The organism is Leucobacter holotrichiae (genome assembly GCF_055791005.1).
Genome location: NZ_JBVUAC010000001.1, coordinates 471,930 through 489,807 on the forward strand (window position 1 = coordinate 471,930; position 17,878 = coordinate 489,807).

The following is a 17,878-nucleotide window of genomic DNA, read 5'->3' on the forward strand; positions in this document are numbered from 1 at the left end:
AGGTCACCGGTGTTCAGGGTCTTGGATACGACGCGAAAAGGCAATCTCTTCTCCACTCCCTTCGCCGTATTCGCGCTGTGCGTGATCGGGTACGGCGCCTACCGCCTCACCGATGCGACGCCCGAGTCGTGGACCCTCGTGCTCGCGGTCATCCTCGGCGTACTCATCTGCAGCCCGCTCCAGATCCGCGTCGGCCGCGCCCCCGGATTCCCTCTCGTCGGGGTGGCGATCGTCATGCTCGCGATCCCGCCCGTGCGGGAGCTCCCCATCCTCAGCGTCTCGATCTGGGCGATCGGCATACTACTGTCCCAGCTCGTCATCCGCCGCAGCCTGATGCACGCGCTCTACGTGACCGGTCTGGGCTCGGCTGCAGCTTCCGCGTTCGTGCTGATCCACGTCGGCCTGACCGACCGCGGCGTCTGGTCGTCGGTGGGCTTCATCGTCGCGACCCTCGTCTACTACGCGATCTTCCTGGTCGGCGAATTCGCGCGGCACCGGGTTGGCACGCCACCGGGCCGGATCCTCGGCTTCACCCGCATCTCCCCGATCCGACTCGGCTCTGTGATCCTCGTCGTCGCGATGACCGCGACGATCATGCGGTTCGCAGATTCCGCCGTCATTCCCTGGCTCGAGCAGGATCCGCACACCCGGCTCACCCCCTTCATCGTGCTCCTCGTCGCCTCGATCGCCTACATGCTCGCGCAGCGAAGCCGCTTCGCCGGCATCGAACGGCGCCTGAGCCGTCTCGTGGACGCAGCGGTCGAGCTTCCCATCGCGGCAGCGAGAGACGAGCTCTCCGACGCATTGCTGACGCGCGCCCGAAGGGTCGTGCAGGCCGGCTCGATCGAACTTCGCGCCGCGCCTCCCGAGCGCAACGAGATCGGTGCGCGGATCGAGCTGGGCCCCGGGGTCGAACAACATCTGGTGGCGTCGCGGAAGATCGGCGGAGGCCTCTTCGTCAGAGAGGACGAGGGCGCTCTCGCGACCCTGGCCCACCTCGCGACCGAGACCGCCCGCACCAGGCACGAGATCGAGAGCCTCGAGACCCGCGCCGACAGCGACGCGCTGACGGGGCTGCCGAACTACGGCGCTTTCCAGAAGGCGCTCGCCGACGCCAACGAGAATCGCTCGTACCACGAAGGCATCGCGCTGCTCTTCATCGACCTCGACAACTTCAAGAAGCTCAACGACGGCTTCGGTCACCGCATCGGCGACGAACTGCTCAAGGTCATCGCCGGCCGCCTGCGCAGCGCCGCGGGAGGCGGCGACTTCGTCTCGCGCGTCGGCGGAGACGAGTTCGTCGTGATCTTCTCGGATCTCGACTCGCTCGAACAGGCCCGCGCCTCGTCGGAGCGGATCGTCGCGGCGGCGAGCCAGCCCCTCACCGTCGAGGGACGCTGCATGCGCCCCACCCTGAGCGCGGGCCTCGCGTTCTCCAGTCACAGAGAACTCGACGCTCAGTCCCTCGTGGAAGATGCGGATCGCGCCATGCTGAACGTGAAGCGCTCGCGCCGCAGCGGCGATCAAGCCCCGGAGAGCAGCCTCGGCGTATCGTCCCATCGGGCGGCACGGACCAATGACATCGTCGCGAGAGCGATCCGCGAGGACCGGCTGGTGCTCGCGTTCCAGCCGATCGTCGATATCCGGCAGGGCGAGATCTGGGCGTTCGAGGCGCTCGTGCGATACGTCGACCCCGAACTCGGGCCGGTGTCCCCGCCCTCCCTCGTAGCACGCGCAAAGAGTCTCGGTCTCATGAATGAACTCACACGACAGGTCATCACCAAGGCACTCGACGCGGCAGAGGAGTTCCGCAGGCTCGAGCCAGGCATCCGCTGCATCACCGTCAATCTCGAGCTCGGCCAGATCACCGAGGCCGAGCTCGGTCCGTTCGTACGGGAGGCGGCGCGCCTGCACCCCGACATCGCGCTGTGCATCGAGCTCAACGAGCGCTCGCTGCACGCCGTGACCGACGAACTGCGACGCGACGCCGAGATCATGCAGAGCGCCGGGGTGCTCATCGCACTCGACGACTACGGTTCGGAGGCGTCGTCGGTCGGCGCTCTGGTCCACTTCCCGATGAACATCCTCAAGATCGATAAGAGCCTGATCGACAATCTCGACGACGTGCGGCAGCGAGAGGTCATCAAAGCACTGCAGGGCTTCGGCGACAACCTCGACTACACCGTGATCGTCGAGGGCATCGAGAACCGGGAGATGGCGGAGATCCTCGGCGGCCTGGGCGTGCGCAGCGTGCAGGGCTACTACTTCGGTCGGCCGATCTCGCACATGCTCACCGTCGAGCGCCTCCAGCGATGGGGCAGACGAGCGGTGATCGGCTGAGCAGCCGTCAGTGCGAAGCCTCTGCCGAAGAGCCGGAGCGCTAGTATCCCGGGGTCTATCCCGCCTGCGGCGTCACGTCGATGCCACCGCTGAGGCGCGCGATCGCGTCCTCCGGCACGAAGGCCGGGTCGAGTTCGAAGAAGGCGTCGAGCACCCCCATGAAGGCGATGGACGCCACCGACCAGCTCTCCGTCGCATCCGCCGACGGCAGATCGAAGTGGGCGTCGACGAGCGCCGGGACCGTCTCGCGCACGATGCCCAGGCCCTCGATGACCGAGGCGGCCGCGATCACGAACGGCTGGTAGTCATTATGGAACCCGGCTCGCAGGCGGTACCCCATGGTCGGCATCAGGTTGCGGTAGAAGCTCTCCATGGTGTCGACGAAGGAGAGCTCGCTCGCCCGCAGCGCATCGAGCATGCGGGTACGGGCCTCGGGATCCGGCCACGAGATGATCGTCGTCGACAGCGCAGCGTAGGTGCGCCACTTGTTCGAGGCCGTCACGACCTCGAAGTTGTACTTGGTCACGATGCGCACCAGGTCGATGAGCACGCCGCGGCGCCCCTCGGCCGTGCGCAGGTCGTCCACGCGCGTGCCCAGGTACTGCCAGGTGGAGAGCAGCGTTTGAGTGTCGGCACGGTCGATGCGCGCCTGGTTCGCCAGCTCGCAGAACAGGTCCGCCAGAAAGGAGTCGGCCGACGGCCAGATCTTCGTGAACTGCCGAACAGGCACCCCGGCATCACCCGCCAACCGCTCGACGAGCTCGCTGTTCATACCGAGCGACAAGCCCGTCTCCTCCACGTGCCGGATCGCCCGATCCAGCACTCTGGCACGAGCGTCGTCGAGACCAGACTGAGGCCGCTGGTTGCCGCCCCGCTTCCAATTCTCTTCCGACACCGTATCCCCTCACGCTCCGTCACAGGTGGGTAAATGCTACCAACCGGGCGCCTTTCTTCGCAGCAGGCGCGCAGCGACGTTCCGCTCACCCCAGAACGGCCGTTCCTGTTAGTCTTGTCCCCTGCAATCGCGCGACAGCGATCGCAAAACAGAACAGAGGATCTCCGCGAGATGAGCTTGGATACTGTGATGCTCGGGAACGAACCCCGGAGCGACGCGGAGGCCCCGCTTCCCTCCTCCTACCGCATCACACGGGTGCAGACGGAGGAGGAGCTGCGGACCTGGCGCCTGGTGCGCCAGAACGTCTACCTCGAAGAGGGCCTCTTCACCGAGGAGGACGTCGACGAGCCCGTCTACACCGACCGCTACGACGACTACTCCGAGCACTTTCTCGCATGGGATCACGCCGGTGCGCCCGTGGCGACCGCGCGCCTCATCTTCGGATCGGAGCAGCACGCGCGTCCGCTCCAGGTCGAGTCGGCCTTCGACGTGGCCCCCGAGCCCGACAGCGCCGAGATCTCGGGCTTCGCCGTGGTGCGCGAGCACCGGGCCGGCCTGGCGCAGGTCGGGCTGATGCGCGCACTCTTCGAGAGGCTCCACGAGCTCGGGATCGAGCACTGCTACGCCGAGGTCGAGCCCTGGTTCTTCAAGGCCCTCACCAGGTTCGGATACCCGGTCACCCGCATCAGCGAGTCGCAGTTCGTGTTCAACGCCGAGAACTTCGTGATCTACATGCGGCTCGAGGACTTCTGGGAGGGCGCGAGAGCGGATATCGCCGAGAAGAAGCGGAGCATTCGCGGCACCTACTACTCGCACCCCTGGGACGGCACCATCGGGCGGAAGCACCTGGTCTACCGTGATCGATGACGCACGAGTACCGGAGAACCTCCACCGGAGCCGCGGCATCTTCACCGCCGCCGAACTCGCCGCACTGGCCTCCTCGACCGTCTCGATCGCGGGTGTCGGCGGCGTCGGGGGCCGCGTAGCGGAGGTGCTCGCCCGATCGGGCGTGGGCCGGCTGCGCCTCGCCGATCCCGACACCTTCTCCGTCTCGAACCTGAATCGCCAGGCCGCGTCGACGCTCGCAACGGTCGGCCGCAACAAGAGCGATGTCGTCGCCGAGCTGTGCCGCGCGGTCTCGCCAGCGGTCCAGGTGCGCACCTGGCGAGCCGGAATCACTGCCGAGAACCTCGACGGCTTCATCGAGGGCGCTGACGCGGTGGTGGACGGCACCGACTACACCGTGCCGTCGCTCGGACTCCGACTCGCACGCACCGCGACCGCGGCCGGGCTCCCCGTCGCGCTCGGGGTCGAGGTGGCCTTCGGTGCCTGGCACACCGTACTGACCCGGCCGACGCACTTCGAGGACCTCATGGGGCTACCCCGCGGGGTCGGCTTCGACGCTCTCGACAGCGGCGAGGTCTCGATACCGCTCTGGCGATGGGTGCAGCGCGTTCCGCCCTACCTGAGCGCGCGGACCCTGCGAGCGGTCGAGCAGGGCGAGATCGAGGCTCCCGCGATCGCGCCGGCCGTCGAGATCTCGGCCGCGATGCTCGCGACCGACGTCATGCAGCTCCTGCTGGGCCGCAAGCCCGCGGTCGAGGCGCCCCGTGTGCACGGCGTGGACGTGCGATCCGGCCGCTCGTGGCGAGGCCGTTCCAGCAAGGCTCGCTTCATGATGACCGCGCTACGAGCCTCCCTGCGACGCTAAGGCTCGGGCGCGACCGAGCCCACCGCAGAAACGCGTTCGGCCCCGATCCGAGGATCGGGGCCGAACGCACTGGGGTGGCTAACGGGACTTGAACCCGCGACCACCGGCACCACAAGCCGGTGCTCTACCGACTGAGCTATAGCCACCATGCTGTCCGCATTCGCCGAGGCGAACGAGGCAACCCCACGATCATAGCCCATGGATGCCCTCCCGCACCAAATCGGACACGCGGGGTGCGCATCCTGGATCCCGATCCCCCGCCGCGCAGGCGGTTCCGAATCTCCTGAGCACTCGCCACGGCTTTCTGTGTAGGGTGAAAACATGCTCGAGATGTCGCACGAGGAGTTCGAATCGATGGTCGCAGACGGCCTCGATTCGCTGCACGACGACATGCTCGCGCAGCTCGACAACGTGATCTTCCTGGTCGAGGATCGGCCGGCCGACGGCAGCGATATCCTCGGTGTCTACGAGGGCTTCTCCCTCGCCGAGCGCGATGTCTACGGCTACGGCGAGGAGCCGGATCGCATCATCCTCTTCCGGGAGAACCTGCTCTCGCACTGCGCCGACCTCGACGAACTCGTTGCGGAGATCCGCATCACCCTCGTGCACGAGATCGCGCATTTCTACGGCATCGGCGAGCAGCGCATCCACGAACTCGGGTGGGGTTGAGGCGGTGACCGTGATGAGCGCGACGAGAACCGGCGCGGATCGGCGCGAGGCCCGGCAGGCGGCCATCGAGCCGGTGTGGCAGACGGTGGTGTGGGACGACCCGGTGAACCTGATGTCCTACGTCGCCTACGTCTTCCAGGTCCACTTCGGCTTCGATCGGGATCGAGCGGAGGAGCTGATGCTGCAGGTGCACCATCGGGGCAACGCCGTGGTGGCGGAGGGCGGACGCGAGGCGATGGAGATGCACGTGGAGGCGATGCACGGCTACGGCCTGTGGGCGACGGTGCGTCAGGCGGGTGGCGAATGAGGCTGCTGCCGCTGCAGGACGGCGGATTGCGATTGCTGCTCGAGCACGACGAGGCCTCGATGCTGGATCAGCTCGTGACCCAGCTCATCCATCTGCTGCAGAGTCACAGCAGCACGGCGCTCGACCCCGACCCGCTCTTCGCGAGTCTCGAGGTCGGCGGTTCCGACGAGGCGCCCGAGGACCCGGCGCTCGCGAGGCTCTTCCCCAATGCCTACGAGGCGGCGGACGATGCCGGCGCCTTCCGGCGGGTCACCGAACAGGGGCTGCTCAACCGCAAGCTGCAGGACGCGATGCAGCTCACCTCCGCGCTGGGCCTCGGCGGCGGCATCGACGGTGAAGAGCGCGCGATCGAGGTCGATATCCCCGTGGCCGAACTGCCCGCCTGGGCGCGCACGCTGACCGCGCTGCGACTCGCGATCGCCGCCCGCATCGGCCTCGACGCGGCGGGTGACCACGCCTCGCTGCTCGACGATGAAGAGACGCGCGGCACCGTGATGGTCTTCGACTGGCTCGCCGCGATCCTCGAGTCAGTGCTGGCCGTGATGGGCGCGGATCGCGGGGACGATGCGGTCGGGTCCTAGTCGGGCGGCTGCAGGGAGCGCGGATCGACCACTTCATCGCGCTCCTCCAGCAGGCTCGCGGGCCTCACCCCGGCCGCCCCGAAGCGATCCGTCACCTGGTCGACGGCCTGGTCGACGGCCTTCCAGTGCTCGTCATCGCTCCAGAGCGCCGCGGCGTCGGCGCCGGCGACGATCAGCTGCTCGGCTCGCACCCCGATGAGACGCACGGGACGTCCGGCCGCACGAAGGCCGTCGAAGAGCTCGACCGCGGTGCGGTAGATCCGCTGCGAGGAGTTGGTCGCCTCCGCCAGCGTGCGCGAGCGGGTGACGGTGTCGAAGTTCTCCCACCGCACCTTGATCGACACGGTGCGCGCCTCCGCTCCCGCGGCGCGCAGCCGCTCTCCCGTGCGCGTCGCGAGCCGCAGCAGCTCGCGCTGCAGCTTCTCGCCGTCGCGCACATCGACCGCGAAGGTCTCCTCGTGCCCGATGCTCTTCTCCACCCGCGAGGTCTCGACGCGCCGTGCATCGCGACCGTTCGCGAGCTCGTGCAGCCGATGGGCATTCGCGGCTCCGACGATCCGCTCGAGCGACGGCAGCGGCTCCCTCGCGAGGTCCGCGACCGTGCGGATCGCGCGGGCCTGCAGCGCTCGCGAGGTCGCTCGCCCCACTCCCCACATCGCTTCGATGGGCAACGGGTGCAGGAACTCCAGTGTGCGCTCGGGCGGCACCTCGAGCACGCCATCGGGCTTGGCGCGCTGCGAGGCGAGCTTCGCCACGAACTTCGTGCCGGCCAGCCCGACCGATGCGGGAAGGCCGGTGCGCTCGCGCACCCTCTCGCGCAGCTGACGGGCGATCTCCGCGGGCGGGCCGAACAGCCGCACCGATCCCGCGACATCGAGGAACGCCTCGTCGATACTCAGCGGCTCGACCAGCGGCGTGAACTCCTCGAAGATCGCCATGACCTGCTTTGAGGCGCGGCGGTACTTCTCGAAGACAGGCGCCACGAGGATCAGCTGCGGGCAGAGCTGCTTGGCTCGCGCGACGGGCATCGCGGACCGCACGCCGAAGCGCCTCGCCTCGTAGCTCGCGCTCGATACGACCGAACGAGCGGTGTCGTGCGCTGCGGCCACCGGCAGCCCGCGCAGTTCGGGCCGGTCGAGGAGTTCGACCGAGACGAAGAACGAGTCCATGTCCACGTGCAGAATGGAGGCGGAGCTCCGATTCCCGTCCGGCGCCGGCGAGACGGTCTCGCGTCGGCCCTCGCTCATGGCCGCCATCCTCTCACGCCGCGGCGCTCTCGGCCATGAGCACCTGTCGGGCGAGACTCTCGTCCACGACGAGGTCGGTGATGATGCCCGCCGCCAGAGCACCGCGCAGGCTGTCCCGCTTGGCCGCGCCCGACACGACGCAGAGGCGCTGCGGGATGCGGCGCACCACGTCGAAGGGCGGCCCGCTGGAGCGCTCGTTCAGCGGGATGCCCTCGGTGCGGCCGTCGGATCGGTAGAACACCGTGGCGCAGTCCCCGACCACGCTCTGCTCCACGAGAGCACGCAGATCGTCGGCGCCGAGGTATCCGCCCGAGTAGATATGGGACCTGGGGTCGCCGATGCGGGACCCCAGTCCGAAGACGAACAGGTTGACGGCGGCCTGCAGATCGATCACCCGGCTCACTGCGCGCTCGCGCCACAGCGCAGTGCGCGTGGCAGGGTCGTCGAAGATCGCGGGCACGGGGAACTCGAAGACCTCCGCGGAGAACGCGTTCGCGAAACCGCCGAGCAGTCCAGTCGCGTACGAGACGCCGGTCGTGCGCCCGTTCGCGGCTCCGTTCATCTGCACCACTCGCGTCTCGGCGGTGGGCTTGCGCCCGAGACTGCGCGCCACCGCGCTGGTGGTGGATCCCCAGGCCACGCCGATGGTGGTGCGGGGAACGACCGCCGTCGCGATGAGCTGAGCCGCGGCCTGGGCCGTGCGCTCCAGGCGCTCGTTCTCGGACTGGCGCTCCGAGCCGGGCACGACGTGGGCGGCGATCCCGTACCTCTCGGAGAAGCGCTGCTCGATCCGGGAGCGCGCCTCCTGGGGCGAATGGATGCGGATCTCCACGAGGCCCGTCGCGCGGGCGTGCGCCAGGAGCCGGGAGACGGAGGATCGGGAGACCCGCAGGTCCTCGGCGATCGCCTCCATGGTGAGGTTCTGCTGATAGTAGAGCTGCGCCGCACGCAGTGCATCGCGCGTTTTCGCAGGACTCTGCCGTCCGACCATGTGTCGAGCCTCCGTTCCGACATCATTCTGCACATATGTGCAACTACTTTGCAATTCGGTTCACGAGTGGAGCATTCTGGCGGAAACAGACTCGAAAGGTTCTGGAAATGAACGAGCGCACAGCAATCTCTCGCCCGTCAGTCGAGCAGCTTCGCGCGCGACCGCACGCGGACGTGCTCATCATCGGCGGCGGCATCAACGGCATCGCGACCTTCCGCGAACTGGCACTGCAGGGCATCGACGTCGCCCTCGTGGAGCGAGGCGATTTCGTCTCCGGGGCATCGTCGGCGTCCAGCCACATGGTGCATGGCGGCATCCGCTATCTCGAGAACGGCGAGTTCCGCCTCGTCAAGGAGTCGGTGACCGAACGCAACCGTCTCGTACGCAACGCACCGCACTACGTGCAGCCCCTGCGCACCACGATTCCGATCTTCTCGACCTTCTCGGGCATCCTCTCCGCGCCGTTCCGTCTGCTCGTCACCCACGGCCGGGGGAAGCCGAACGAGCGCGGTGCCGCGCTCATCAAGATCGGCCTGATGATCTACGACACATTCTCGCGCGGCGGCGGGCAGGTACCGCGTCACCGCTTCCTCGGACGCCGCGAGTCGCTCAAGGAGCTGCCGCAGCTCAATTCGAACCTCAAGTACACCGCGACCTACTACGACGCCTCGATGCACGATCCCGAGCGCCTCGCGCTCGACGTGCTGAACGACGGTCTGCTCGCCGGCGGAGACCGCGCCCGGGCCGCGAACTACCTGCCGGCGGTCGGCAGCGCCGAGAACGGCGTGCGGCTGCGCGACGAGACCACGGGCGAGGAGTTCGACTTCACCGCGCGCCTGGTGCTCAACACCAGCGGCCCCTGGACCGACATCACGAACGAGGCGCTCGGCGACACCACGCGCTACATGGGCGGCACCAAGGGCTCCCACATCGTACTCGACCACCCCGAACTGCTCGCTGCGACCGGCGGTCGAGAGATCTTCTTCGAGCACTCCGACGGCCGCATCGTGCTGATCTACCCCCTCAAGAACCGGGTGCTCGTCGGCACGACCGACATCGATGCCGATCCGTCGAAGCCCGTCGTCTGCACGGAGGAGGAGGTCGACTACTTCTTCGACCTCGTGCACCACGTCTTCCCGAAGATCTCGGTCGACCGCTCGCACATCGTCTACTCCTTCTCGGGCATCCGCCCGCTTCCCCGGCACGACGACACCGCCCCCGGCTTCGTCTCGCGCGACTACCGCATCGTGCCCACCGAGAACCGCTCAGTGCCGGTGCTCAGCCTGGTGGGAGGCAAGTGGACCACATTCCGCGCCCTCGCCGAGCACCTCTCCAACGAGGCGATGGCGCACCTCGGCAAGCAGCGGCGCCTCAACACCGAGAAGCTCGCCATCGGCGGCGGCGACGGCTATCCGGTCGACGCGGCGGCTCGCCTGCGCTGGCTCGCTGCGCACTCGGACGGCCGTGACCGCGGGCGCGTCGCCGTGCTCCTCGACCGATACGGCACCCGCGCCACCGAGGTGCTCGCGGCCACGCCCGAGCAGGATCCCGAACTGCCCGAGCTTCCCGGCTACACCGCAGCCGAACTCGCCCACCTCGCCGCGACCGAGCAGGTCGTGCACCTCGACGATCTGCTGCTGCGGCGCACCTCGATCGCCTTCGTCGGCGGACTCACCGAGGAGCGCGTGCGCGCCGCCGCGAACGCGATCGCTCCCGCTCTCGGGTGGAATGAGGGTACGATCGCGGCAGAGGTGGAACGCACGATCGAACTGCTGCGAGAAGCGCATCGTATCGATCCGTCGAAGGGAGGGTCATTCATCAGCGGGTGAGCGACTCGCTCCCCTTCGTCGGGCCGGATCCCCGGCTCGGATTCACTTCTCTACTCCCTACTCTCTCCTCCGAAGCGCCACGGCGGCGCGGGTGAGGTGCACCCGAAAGGTCAATGGAGACAACAATGGAAATCAATCTCGGACTGTACTTCCTCTCCGAACTGGTCGGAACCGCGATGCTGGTACTGCTCGGCTGCGGCGTGGTCGCGAACGTCGCACTCGCCAAGACCAAGGGCAATGCCGGAGGGTTCCTCATGGTGAACTGGGGCTGGGGCCTCGCGGTCTTCGCGGGCGTGCTCGCCTCCGCCTACTCCGGCGCGATCATCAACCCGGCCGTCGGACTCGGTCTCTGGATCGCCGGCACCATCGACGCCCCGATGTTCTTCGTGGCGTTCGCCGCGGAGATGATCGGCGCGATCATCGGCGCGATCCTCTGCTGGGCCGCGTACAAGCAGCACTTCGACGATGAACCCGATGCCGCGGCGAAGCTCGGCGTCTTCTCGACGGGTCCGGCAATCCGCTCGTACGGAGCCAACTTCGTCACCGAGGTCATCGCGACGTTCGTACTCGTGTTCGTGATCCTCGCGTTCGCCGACTACGGCGACGTCAACGTGGGCGTGCCCGGCGGCCTCGGACCGCTGACCGCGCTGCCCGTCGCTCTGCTCGTCGTCGGCATCGGCGCATCCCTCGGTGGCCCCACCGGCTACGCCATCAACCCCGCCCGTGACCTCGGCCCCCGCATCGCTCACGCGATCCTGCCGATCAAGGGCAAGGGCGGCAGCGACTGGGGCTACTCGTGGGTGCCGGTCTTCGGCCCGCTCGTGGGCGGCGCGATCGCGGCCTTCGCGGCTCCCGCGCTGCTCTCGCTGGCGTAACCGCTCGTCGAGGCCGGGGCTGAGGCCCCGGCCCCAGCAGCACCGATCTCAGCGGAGAGACGGCCCCGGAGGTCCATGGCCGTCTCTCCTCCCACCACGGCGACGCACCGCCGCCTCGCCGCTTCGAAAGGAACTCCATGTCCAAGTACGTCATCGCCATCGATCAGGGCACGACCTCGAGCCGTGCCATCATCTTCGACCGCGCGGGATCCATCATCTCCGTCGGCCAGAAGGAGCACGAGCAGATCATGCCGCAGGCCGGCTGGGTCGAGCACGATGCATCCGAGATCTGACAGAACGTGCAGGAGGTGATCGGCATCGCGCTCGGCCGCGCCGACCTCACCCGCCACGACATCGCGGCGGTCGGTATCACCAACCAGCGCGAGACCGCGGTCGTCTGGAACAAGAAGACCGGCAAGCCGGTGTACAACGCGATCGTGTGGCAGGACACGCGCACGCAGGACATCGTCGACCGCCTCGCAGCAGACGGCGGCACCGACCGGTTCAAGGACATCGTCGGCCTGCCCCTCGCGACCTACTTCTCGGGCACCAAGATCGCCTGGATCCTCGAGAACGTCGAGGGCGCTCGCGAGGCCGCGGACGCCGGCGACCTGCTCTTCGGCACCACGGACTGCTGGGTGCTGTGGAACCTCACCGGCGGCGTCGACGGCGGCGTGCACGCCACCGACGTCACCAACGCATCGCGCACCCTGTTCATGGACCTCGAGACGCTCGAGTGGCGCGACGACATCCTCGAGGTCTTCGGCGTGCCGCGCTCGATGATGCCCGAGATCAAGTCGTCCTCCGAGGTCTACGGCCACGCCGAGGACTCGTCGCTGCTCCGCGAGACTCCCATCGCCGGCATTCTGGGCGACCAGCAGGCGGCCACCTTCGGACAGGCGGCCTTCCAGGCCGGCGAGTCGAAGAACACCTACGGCACGGGCTGCTTCCTCATCTTCAACACGGGCGAGGAGATCGTCCACTCGAAGAACGGACTGCTCACCACGGTCGGCTACAAGCTCGGCGATGCACCCACGCATTACGCGCTCGAGGGTTCGATCGCGGTGACGGGCTCGCTCATCCAGTGGCTGCGCGATCAGCTTGGGATCATCGAATCCGCTCCCCAGGTCGAGGAGCTCGCGGCGAGCGTGCCCGACAACGGCGGCGTCTACATCGTGCCGGCCTTCTCCGGTCTGTTCGCTCCCTACTGGCGCCCCGACGCCCGCGGCGCCATCGTGGGCCTCACCCGCTACGCGAACAAGGGCCACATCGCTCGCGCCGCGCTCGAGGCGGTCGCCTTCCAGACGCGCGACGTGCTCGACGCGGTCAACGCCGACGCCGGGGTCGACCTCACCGAGCTCAAGGTCGACGGCGGCATGGTCGCGAACAATGCGCTCATGCAGTTCCAGGCCGACGTGCTCGGTGTGCCGGTGGTGCGCCCCGTGGTCGCCGAGACGACCGCGCTCGGCGCAGCCTACGCCGCGGGCCTCGCGGTCGGCTTTTGGAACGGCCTCGACGACCTCTCGGCCAACTGGCAGGAGGATCGGCGCTGGGAGCCCGAGATGGACGGCGCAGAGCGCGACCGTCAGCTGCGCAACTGGCGCAAGGCGGTCACCAAGTCGATGGACTGGGTGGACGAGGACGTCAACTAGTCGCGCCTGAGAAGGGCTCGGGGACCGGCGGTCCCCGAGCCCTTCGGTGCGTCTACCCGGCGTCGAGCGGATACAGCGGGTTGTGTCCGGCGGCGATCCGCTCGCTCTCCAGCACCTCGTCGGGAGGCGTGCCGTCGCCGAACGGCTCTCCCCCGAGGCGCTCGCGCCCGTGAGGATCGAGCCAGTTGCCGAGCTCCGGCCCCGCCGGCACGATCCGTGTCGGATTCACGTCCTCGTGCGTGATGTAGTAGTGCTGCTTGATCTGCACGAAGTCGATCGTGTCGCCGAAGCCGGGGGTCTGGAAGAGATCGCGCGCGTAGCCCCAGAGGTTATCCATCTCGGCGAGCTTGTTCCGATTCGTCTTGAAATGCCCGTGATAGACCGGATCGAACCGGGCCAGCGTGGTGAACAGTCTCACGTCGGCCTCCGTGATCGTGCCGCCCATGAGGTAGCGACGCGTGGCGAGCCGCTCCTCGAGCCAGTCGAGGGCCTCCCACAGCCGTGCGTAGGCGGCGTCGTAGGCTTCCTGGCTGCCGGCGAAGCCGCATCGGTAGACCCCGTTGTTGACCTCCGTGAACACCCGCTCGATCACGGGGCGCATCTCATCGAAGCGTCCCTGCAGCAGGTCGGGGGCGCCCTCGCGGTGGAACTCGCGCCACTCGGTCGAGAAGTCGAGCGTGATCTGCGGGTAGTCGTTCGTCACCACTCCACCGCTCGGGATGTCGACGATCGCGGGCACCGTGATCCCGCGCGGATATGCGGGAAAGCGGGCGAAATAGTTCTGCTGCAGACGCTCCGTGCCGAGCACGGGGTCGCGCCCGTCGGGGTCGAGATCGAAGGTCCAGGATCGCGCGTCGTGGGTCGGGCCCGGGCGGCCCAGCGAGAGCGCATCCTCGAGTCCCAGCAGACGCCGTACGATCACGGTGCGATTGGCCCACGGGCACGCGTTCGCCGCGATCAGCCGATAGCGACCCGGTTCCACGGGCCAGGCCTCGGCGCCCTCGCGGAGTCCGTAGCCCAGCGTTCCGATCTTCGACGGCGGCGGCGCGGGAAGCGCCCGCACCGCAGCCGGGTCGGCGACGATCCGATCCTCGATGTAGTTGGTGTCGCGCGTGAACTCGGCCCCGCTCGTCACGTATGAGCCCCGGGTCGAGTGCTCCCCCTCGTTCGCTGCGGTACTGTCGGCTTCAGCGGTGTCTGACATGGCATGCCTCCTCGGTGACGGTGCGCCGCGCGGGCAACGCCCGCGGCGCGGATCCGGTCCTCCGAGTCTACGGGAGCCGGATCCGGATCCGGCGAGGTCCGGCGCCGCCGACCCGCGCTGCGGGCGGGAACGGCTCGACCCGCGGGGCCGACGCGGTCACCTGATCTTGAGCTCGCCCATCTCGTCCCACCCGCTGCCTTCGACCTTGCGAGATACGATCCTCGGGGTGCTGACGAGCAACGGGCGCATCGCCTCGAGCCCCTTCGGGAAGTGCTCGGAGTTCACGTGCGCACTCGCTGCGTCGTCGTCGAGGAACGCTTCGACGAGCACGAACTCGTTCGGATCCTCGACGCTGCGCGACCACTCGAACCAGAGGTTGCCCGGCTCGGCGCGGGTGGCCTCGGTGAACTCGGCGGTGCGCTCGATGAACACCTCTGCGAACTCGGGCTTGACCTGGTATTTCACCACGATGAAGTACATATGTGTTGCCTCTCTGCCCGTACCGGGCGTCGTCACGCGGACGAGCTACTCCGCAGCCCGCTCCAGCACGAGCTCGCGCACGCGAGCCGCGTCGGCCTGGCCGCGCATCGCCTTCATCACGGCGCCGATGATGGCACCGGCCGCCTGCACCTTGCCGTCGCGGATCTTCGCGAGCACGTCGGGCTGCTCGGCGAGCGCCGCATCGACGGCCTCGATGAGTGCGCCGTCGTCGGAGACGATCGCGAGCCCGCGCGCCTCGACGATCTCGGAGGCGGTGCCCTCGCCGTCGATGATGCCGGCGATCACCTGACGAGCGAGCTTGTCGTTGAGGGTACCGGCATCGACGAGTTCCACGACCGAGGCGATCTGCTGCGGGGTGATGAGGTCGGTCGGGGCAGCCGCGCGCTCGTTCGCGATGCGCGCGATCTCCCCGGTCCACCACTTGCGAGCGGTCTGCGGCGGCACGCCCGCCTCGACCGTGGACTCGATCGCGGTGAGCAGCCCGGCGTTGATGACGTCCTGGAACTCGAGTGCCGAGAAGCCCCAGGAATCGCGTAGGCGACGACGCCGCAGCGTCGGGTGCTCGGGCAGCGCGGCCCGCAGCTCCTCGACCAGCTCTCGCGACGGCGTCAGCGGCGCCAGATCCGGCTCCGGGAAGTAGCGGTAGTCATCGGCGTCGCTCTTCGGGCGGCCGGGAGAGGTCTCCCCCGTGTCCTCGTGCCAGTGACGGGTCTCCTGGGTGATGGAACCGCCGTCCGCGAGGATCTGCGCCTGGCGCTGGATCTCGAAGCGTACCGCGCGCTCGATCGAGCGCAGCGAGTTCACGTTCTTGGTCTCGGTGCGCGTGCCGAGCACCGACATACCGGCGCCCTCGTTGCCGCGGGGACGCAGCGAGACGTTGGCGTCGCAGCGCAGGTTGCCGCGCTCCATGCGCGCGTCGGAGATGCCGAGGGCGATCACGATCTCGCGGATGGTCGCCACGTAGGCCGCCGCGATCTCGGGAGTATCGGCCTCACCGCCGAAGACGGGGCGGGTGACGATCTCGACCAGCGGCACACCCGCCCTGTTGTAGTCGACGAGCGAGTACTCGGCGCCCTGGATGCGTCCGGTCGACCCGCCCACGTGGGTGAGCTTGCCGGCGTCCTCCTCCATGTGCGCCCGCTCGATCGGCACGTGCACGACGCGGCCGGAGGCGATCTCGATCTCGACGGAGCCGTCGTGCGCGATCGGGTCGTCGTACTGCGAGATCTGGTAGTTCTTCGCCATGTCGGGGTAGAAGTAGTTCTTGCGGGCGAAGCCCGAGACCTCGGCGATCTCGCAGCCGAGCGCCAGCCCGAGGCTGATCGAGTGACGCACCGCCTGCTCGTTGACCACGGGCAGCGCGCCGGGCAGGCCGAGGCACACCGGGGTCAGGTTGGTGTTGGGGTCGGAGCCGAACGCGTTGGGCGCCGACGAGAACATCTTCGTCTTGGTGTTGAGCTCGACGTGCACCTCGAGGCCGATCACCGGCTCGAAGAGCTCGAGCGCCTTGTCGAAGTCCATCAGCTTGGTCTTGGCCATCAGTTCGCCGCCTCTCCGGTCGGTGCGCCTGCAAGGGAAGGGGCCTGAGCCCAGAACGGCGAGCCGTCTCGCTGAGCGATGAGGCCCTCGATCGCCGACCCCGCGCGGTACAGGCGCGCGTCCTCGAACGCCGGCGCCATGAGCTGCAGGCCGACGGGCAGGCCGTCCTCGCTCGCGGTGCCGATGGGCAGGCTGAGACCGGGGAGCCCGGCGAGGTTCGCGGGGATGGTCGTGGCGTCGTTCAAGTAATCCCGCATCGGGTCGCCCGCGTGCTCGCCGAGCCTCCAGGCGGTGGTGGGCGCCGTCGGAGACGCGATCACATCGACCTGTTCGAAAGCGGAGGCGAAGTCGCGCTGGATGAGCGTGCGTACCTTCTGTGCACTGCCGTAGTACGCATCGTAGTAACCGGCCGAGAGGGCGTAGGTGCCGAGGATGATGCGTCGCTTCACCTCGGTGCCGAAGCCGGCGGCACGGGTCTCGCTCATCACGCTCTCGACCGTGCCGCCTCCCTCGGGCGTGACGCGCAGGCCGAAGCGCACGGAGTCGTACTTCGCGAGGTTGCTGGAGGCCTCCGCGGGGAGGATCAGGTAGTAGGCGGCGACCGCGTACTCGAAGTGGGGGGCGTCGATCTCGACGACCTCCGCGCCCTGCTCGGCGAGGAGCGCGAGCGCCTCGTCGAAGCGGGCCTTGACGCCCGCCTGCAGGCCGTCGACCATGAGCTGCTTCACCACACCGACGCGCAGCCCCTTGAGCGTGGAGGGATCGGCGCCACCGCGTGCCGCGGAGGCCATCGAGGGCCAGGCGAAGTCGAGCGAGGTCGAGTCGTGCCGATCGTGACCCGCGATCACGTCGTGCAGCAGTGCGGTGTCGAGCACGGTGCGCGCGCACGGTCCGATCTGATCGAGCGAGGAGGCGAGTGCGATCGCGCCGTAGCGGCTGACGCCGCCGTACGTCGGTTTGACGCCCACGGTGCCCGTGAGCGCGGCGGGCTGCCGGATCGAGCCGCCGGTATCCGAGCCGAGCGCGAGCGGGGCCTCGAAGGCGCCGACCGCCACGGCCGAGCCGCCGCCCGAGCCGCCGGGTACACGCTCGGCGTCCCACTGATTGCGGGTGGGGCCGTACGCGGAGTTCTCGGTCGACGAGCCCATCGCGAACTCGTCCATGTTGGTCTTGCCGATGTTGATGAGGCCGGCTGCCCGCGCCCTGGCGACCGCGGTCGCGTCGTAGGGCGAGCGGTAGCCCTCGAGAATCCTCGAACCCGAGGTGGAGGGCATGTCGGTGGTCACCAGCACGTCCTTCACGGCGAGCGGCACGCCGGCGAGCTCGCCGAGCGACTCCCCTCCGGCACGGCGCGCATCGATGTCGCGAGCGGCGGCGAGGGACGCCTCGGCATCGGTGGCGAGGAAGGCGTTCAGCTCTCCGTCAACCGCGGAGATGCGGTCGAGGTGGGCGCGCGTCGCCTCCTCGGAGGAAACCTCCCCGGAGGACAGCTTCGCGGCCAGCTCGGCCGCGGTCAGTGCAATCAGTTCACTCATCG

15 protein-coding genes, 1 tRNA gene and 1 pseudogene are annotated in these 17,878 nt (G+C 68.5%); 9 read left to right on the plus strand and 8 right to left on the minus strand.

The annotated features are described in order from the left end of the window. The first annotated feature begins 21 nt into the window (after positions 1–21). The gene (locus AC0KXF_RS02240; protein WP_473107649.1) at positions 22–2,340 is read left to right on the plus strand and encodes a putative bifunctional diguanylate cyclase/phosphodiesterase; all 2,319 of its coding nucleotides are present in this window, start codon (positions 22–24) and stop codon (positions 2,338–2,340) included. Between the two features lie 55 nt (positions 2,341–2,395). Here the strand turns inward: AC0KXF_RS02240 and AC0KXF_RS02245 are convergent, their stop codons facing one another. After that, complete coding sequence (locus AC0KXF_RS02245) at positions 2,396–3,235, minus strand: hypothetical protein (protein ID WP_473107650.1); 840 nt, start codon at positions 3,233–3,235, stop codon at positions 2,396–2,398. A gap of 171 nt (positions 3,236–3,406) precedes the next feature. Here AC0KXF_RS02245 and AC0KXF_RS02250 point away from each other — a divergent pair, with 171 nt between their 5' ends. After that, positions 3,407–4,102 carry a GNAT family N-acetyltransferase gene (locus AC0KXF_RS02250; RefSeq protein WP_473107651.1) on the plus strand — a complete coding sequence of 232 codons (696 nt, stop codon included), beginning with the start codon at positions 3,407–3,409 and terminating at the stop codon, positions 4,100–4,102. After that, a complete protein-coding gene (locus AC0KXF_RS02255) occupies positions 4,092–4,946 on the plus strand; it encodes a ThiF family adenylyltransferase (protein ID WP_473107652.1) in 855 nt (284 codons plus the stop codon). Before AC0KXF_RS02250 ends, AC0KXF_RS02255 begins: the two co-directional genes overlap by 11 nt. Positions 4,947–5,016: 70 nt before the next feature. Here AC0KXF_RS02255 and AC0KXF_RS02260 read toward each other — a convergent pair. Then, positions 5,017–5,092, minus strand: a tRNA-His gene (locus AC0KXF_RS02260). Positions 5,093–5,267: 175 nt separating this feature from the next. On the opposite strand from AC0KXF_RS02260, the gene AC0KXF_RS02265 reads away from it, so the two are divergent. Genes AC0KXF_RS02265 through AC0KXF_RS02275 form a run of 3 tightly spaced genes read left to right on the plus strand, consistent with a single transcriptional unit; the run spans position 5,268 to position 6,503 of the window. Further along, positions 5,268–5,615 (plus strand): metallopeptidase family protein, encoded by a 348-nt coding sequence (locus AC0KXF_RS02265; protein ID WP_473107653.1) that lies wholly within the window; start codon positions 5,268–5,270, stop codon positions 5,613–5,615. Positions 5,616–5,628: 13 nt separating this feature from the next. Next, on the plus strand, positions 5,629–5,922 hold the full coding sequence (clpS, locus tag AC0KXF_RS02270) for an ATP-dependent Clp protease adapter ClpS (RefSeq protein ID WP_223044239.1): 294 nt from the start codon (positions 5,629–5,631) through the stop codon (positions 5,920–5,922). Then, a complete protein-coding gene (locus tag AC0KXF_RS02275; protein WP_473107654.1) occupies positions 5,919–6,503 on the plus strand; it encodes a DUF2017 family protein in 585 nt (194 codons plus the stop codon). Before clpS ends, AC0KXF_RS02275 begins: the two co-directional genes overlap by 4 nt. Here the strand turns inward: AC0KXF_RS02275 and dinB are convergent. Together dinB and AC0KXF_RS02285 are read right to left on the minus strand one after the other, a co-directional pair. After that, positions 6,500–7,759 (minus strand): DNA polymerase IV, encoded by a 1,260-nt coding sequence (gene dinB / locus AC0KXF_RS02280; RefSeq protein ID WP_473107655.1) that lies wholly within the window; start codon positions 7,757–7,759, stop codon positions 6,500–6,502. The genes AC0KXF_RS02275 and dinB overlap by 4 nt on opposite strands. A 4-nt stretch (positions 7,760–7,763) precedes the next feature. Next, positions 7,764–8,741, minus strand: a complete 978-nt coding sequence (locus AC0KXF_RS02285; RefSeq protein ID WP_473107656.1) for a sugar-binding transcriptional regulator — start codon at positions 8,739–8,741, stop codon at positions 7,764–7,766. Between the two features lie 107 nt (positions 8,742–8,848). On the opposite strand from AC0KXF_RS02285, the gene AC0KXF_RS02290 reads away from it, so the two are divergent. The 3 genes and pseudogenes from AC0KXF_RS02290 (at position 8,849) to glpK (ending at position 13,097) form a co-directional block, all read left to right on the plus strand. Next, positions 8,849–10,570: a glycerol-3-phosphate dehydrogenase/oxidase gene (locus AC0KXF_RS02290; protein ID WP_473107657.1), complete on the plus strand. Its 1,722-nt coding sequence runs from the start codon at positions 8,849–8,851 to the stop codon at positions 10,568–10,570. 125 nt (positions 10,571–10,695) lie between these two features. Further along, positions 10,696–11,445, plus strand: a complete 750-nt coding sequence (locus tag AC0KXF_RS02295; protein ID WP_473107658.1) for an MIP/aquaporin family protein — start codon at positions 10,696–10,698, stop codon at positions 11,443–11,445. Between the two features lie 137 nt (positions 11,446–11,582). Continuing rightward, positions 11,583–13,097, plus strand: a pseudogene (gene glpK, locus AC0KXF_RS02300) (glycerol kinase GlpK). 52 nt (positions 13,098–13,149) lie between these two features. Here glpK and AC0KXF_RS02305 read toward each other — a convergent pair. The 4 genes from AC0KXF_RS02305 to gatA all read right to left on the minus strand — a co-directional run bounded on the left by AC0KXF_RS02305 (position 13,150) and on the right by gatA (position 17,876). After that, positions 13,150–14,301 carry a glutathione S-transferase C-terminal domain-containing protein gene (locus AC0KXF_RS02305; protein ID WP_473107660.1) on the minus strand — a complete coding sequence of 384 codons (1,152 nt, stop codon included), beginning with the start codon at positions 14,299–14,301 and terminating at the stop codon, positions 13,150–13,152. A gap of 156 nt (positions 14,302–14,457) precedes the next feature. Further along, entirely contained in the window at positions 14,458–14,781 is a 324-nt protein-coding gene (locus tag AC0KXF_RS02310; RefSeq protein WP_473107661.1) for a putative quinol monooxygenase, read from the minus strand. A 45-nt stretch (positions 14,782–14,826) separates the two neighbouring features. Continuing rightward, positions 14,827–16,341 (minus strand): Asp-tRNA(Asn)/Glu-tRNA(Gln) amidotransferase subunit GatB, encoded by a 1,515-nt coding sequence (gene gatB, locus AC0KXF_RS02315; RefSeq protein WP_473107662.1) that lies wholly within the window; start codon positions 16,339–16,341, stop codon positions 14,827–14,829. Then, positions 16,341–17,876 (minus strand): Asp-tRNA(Asn)/Glu-tRNA(Gln) amidotransferase subunit GatA, encoded by a 1,536-nt coding sequence (gene gatA / locus AC0KXF_RS02320; RefSeq protein WP_473107663.1) that lies wholly within the window; start codon positions 17,874–17,876, stop codon positions 16,341–16,343. The genes gatB and gatA overlap by 1 nt, the downstream gene beginning before the upstream one ends. Between the last annotated feature and the right edge of the window lie 2 nt (positions 17,877–17,878).

Coding starts and splice junctions, on each gene's coding strand:
- AC0KXF_RS02295 (WP_473107658.1), top strand. CDS start 10,696: ATGGAAATCAATCTCGGACTGTACTTCCTCTCCGAACTGGTCGGAACC.
- AC0KXF_RS02250 (WP_473107651.1), top strand. CDS start 3,407: ATGAGCTTGGATACTGTGATGCTCGGGAACGAACCCCGGAGCGACGCG.
- gatB (WP_473107662.1), bottom strand. CDS start 16,341: ATGGCCAAGACCAAGCTGATGGACTTCGACAAGGCGCTCGAGCTCTTC.
- AC0KXF_RS02285 (WP_473107656.1), bottom strand. CDS start 8,741: ATGGTCGGACGGCAGAGTCCTGCGAAAACGCGCGATGCACTGCGTGCG.
- AC0KXF_RS02310 (WP_473107661.1), bottom strand. CDS start 14,781: ATGTACTTCATCGTGGTGAAATACCAGGTCAAGCCCGAGTTCGCAGAG.
- gatA (WP_473107663.1), bottom strand. CDS start 17,876: ATGAGTGAACTGATTGCACTGACCGCGGCCGAGCTGGCCGCGAAGCTG.
- AC0KXF_RS02290 (WP_473107657.1), top strand. CDS start 8,849: ATGAACGAGCGCACAGCAATCTCTCGCCCGTCAGTCGAGCAGCTTCGC.
- AC0KXF_RS02265 (WP_473107653.1), top strand. CDS start 5,268: ATGCTCGAGATGTCGCACGAGGAGTTCGAATCGATGGTCGCAGACGGC.
- clpS (WP_223044239.1), top strand. CDS start 5,629: ATGAGCGCGACGAGAACCGGCGCGGATCGGCGCGAGGCCCGGCAGGCG.
- AC0KXF_RS02305 (WP_473107660.1), bottom strand. CDS start 14,301: ATGTCAGACACCGCTGAAGCCGACAGTACCGCAGCGAACGAGGGGGAG.
- AC0KXF_RS02275 (WP_473107654.1), top strand. CDS start 5,919: ATGAGGCTGCTGCCGCTGCAGGACGGCGGATTGCGATTGCTGCTCGAG.
- dinB (WP_473107655.1), bottom strand. CDS start 7,759: ATGGCGGCCATGAGCGAGGGCCGACGCGAGACCGTCTCGCCGGCGCCG.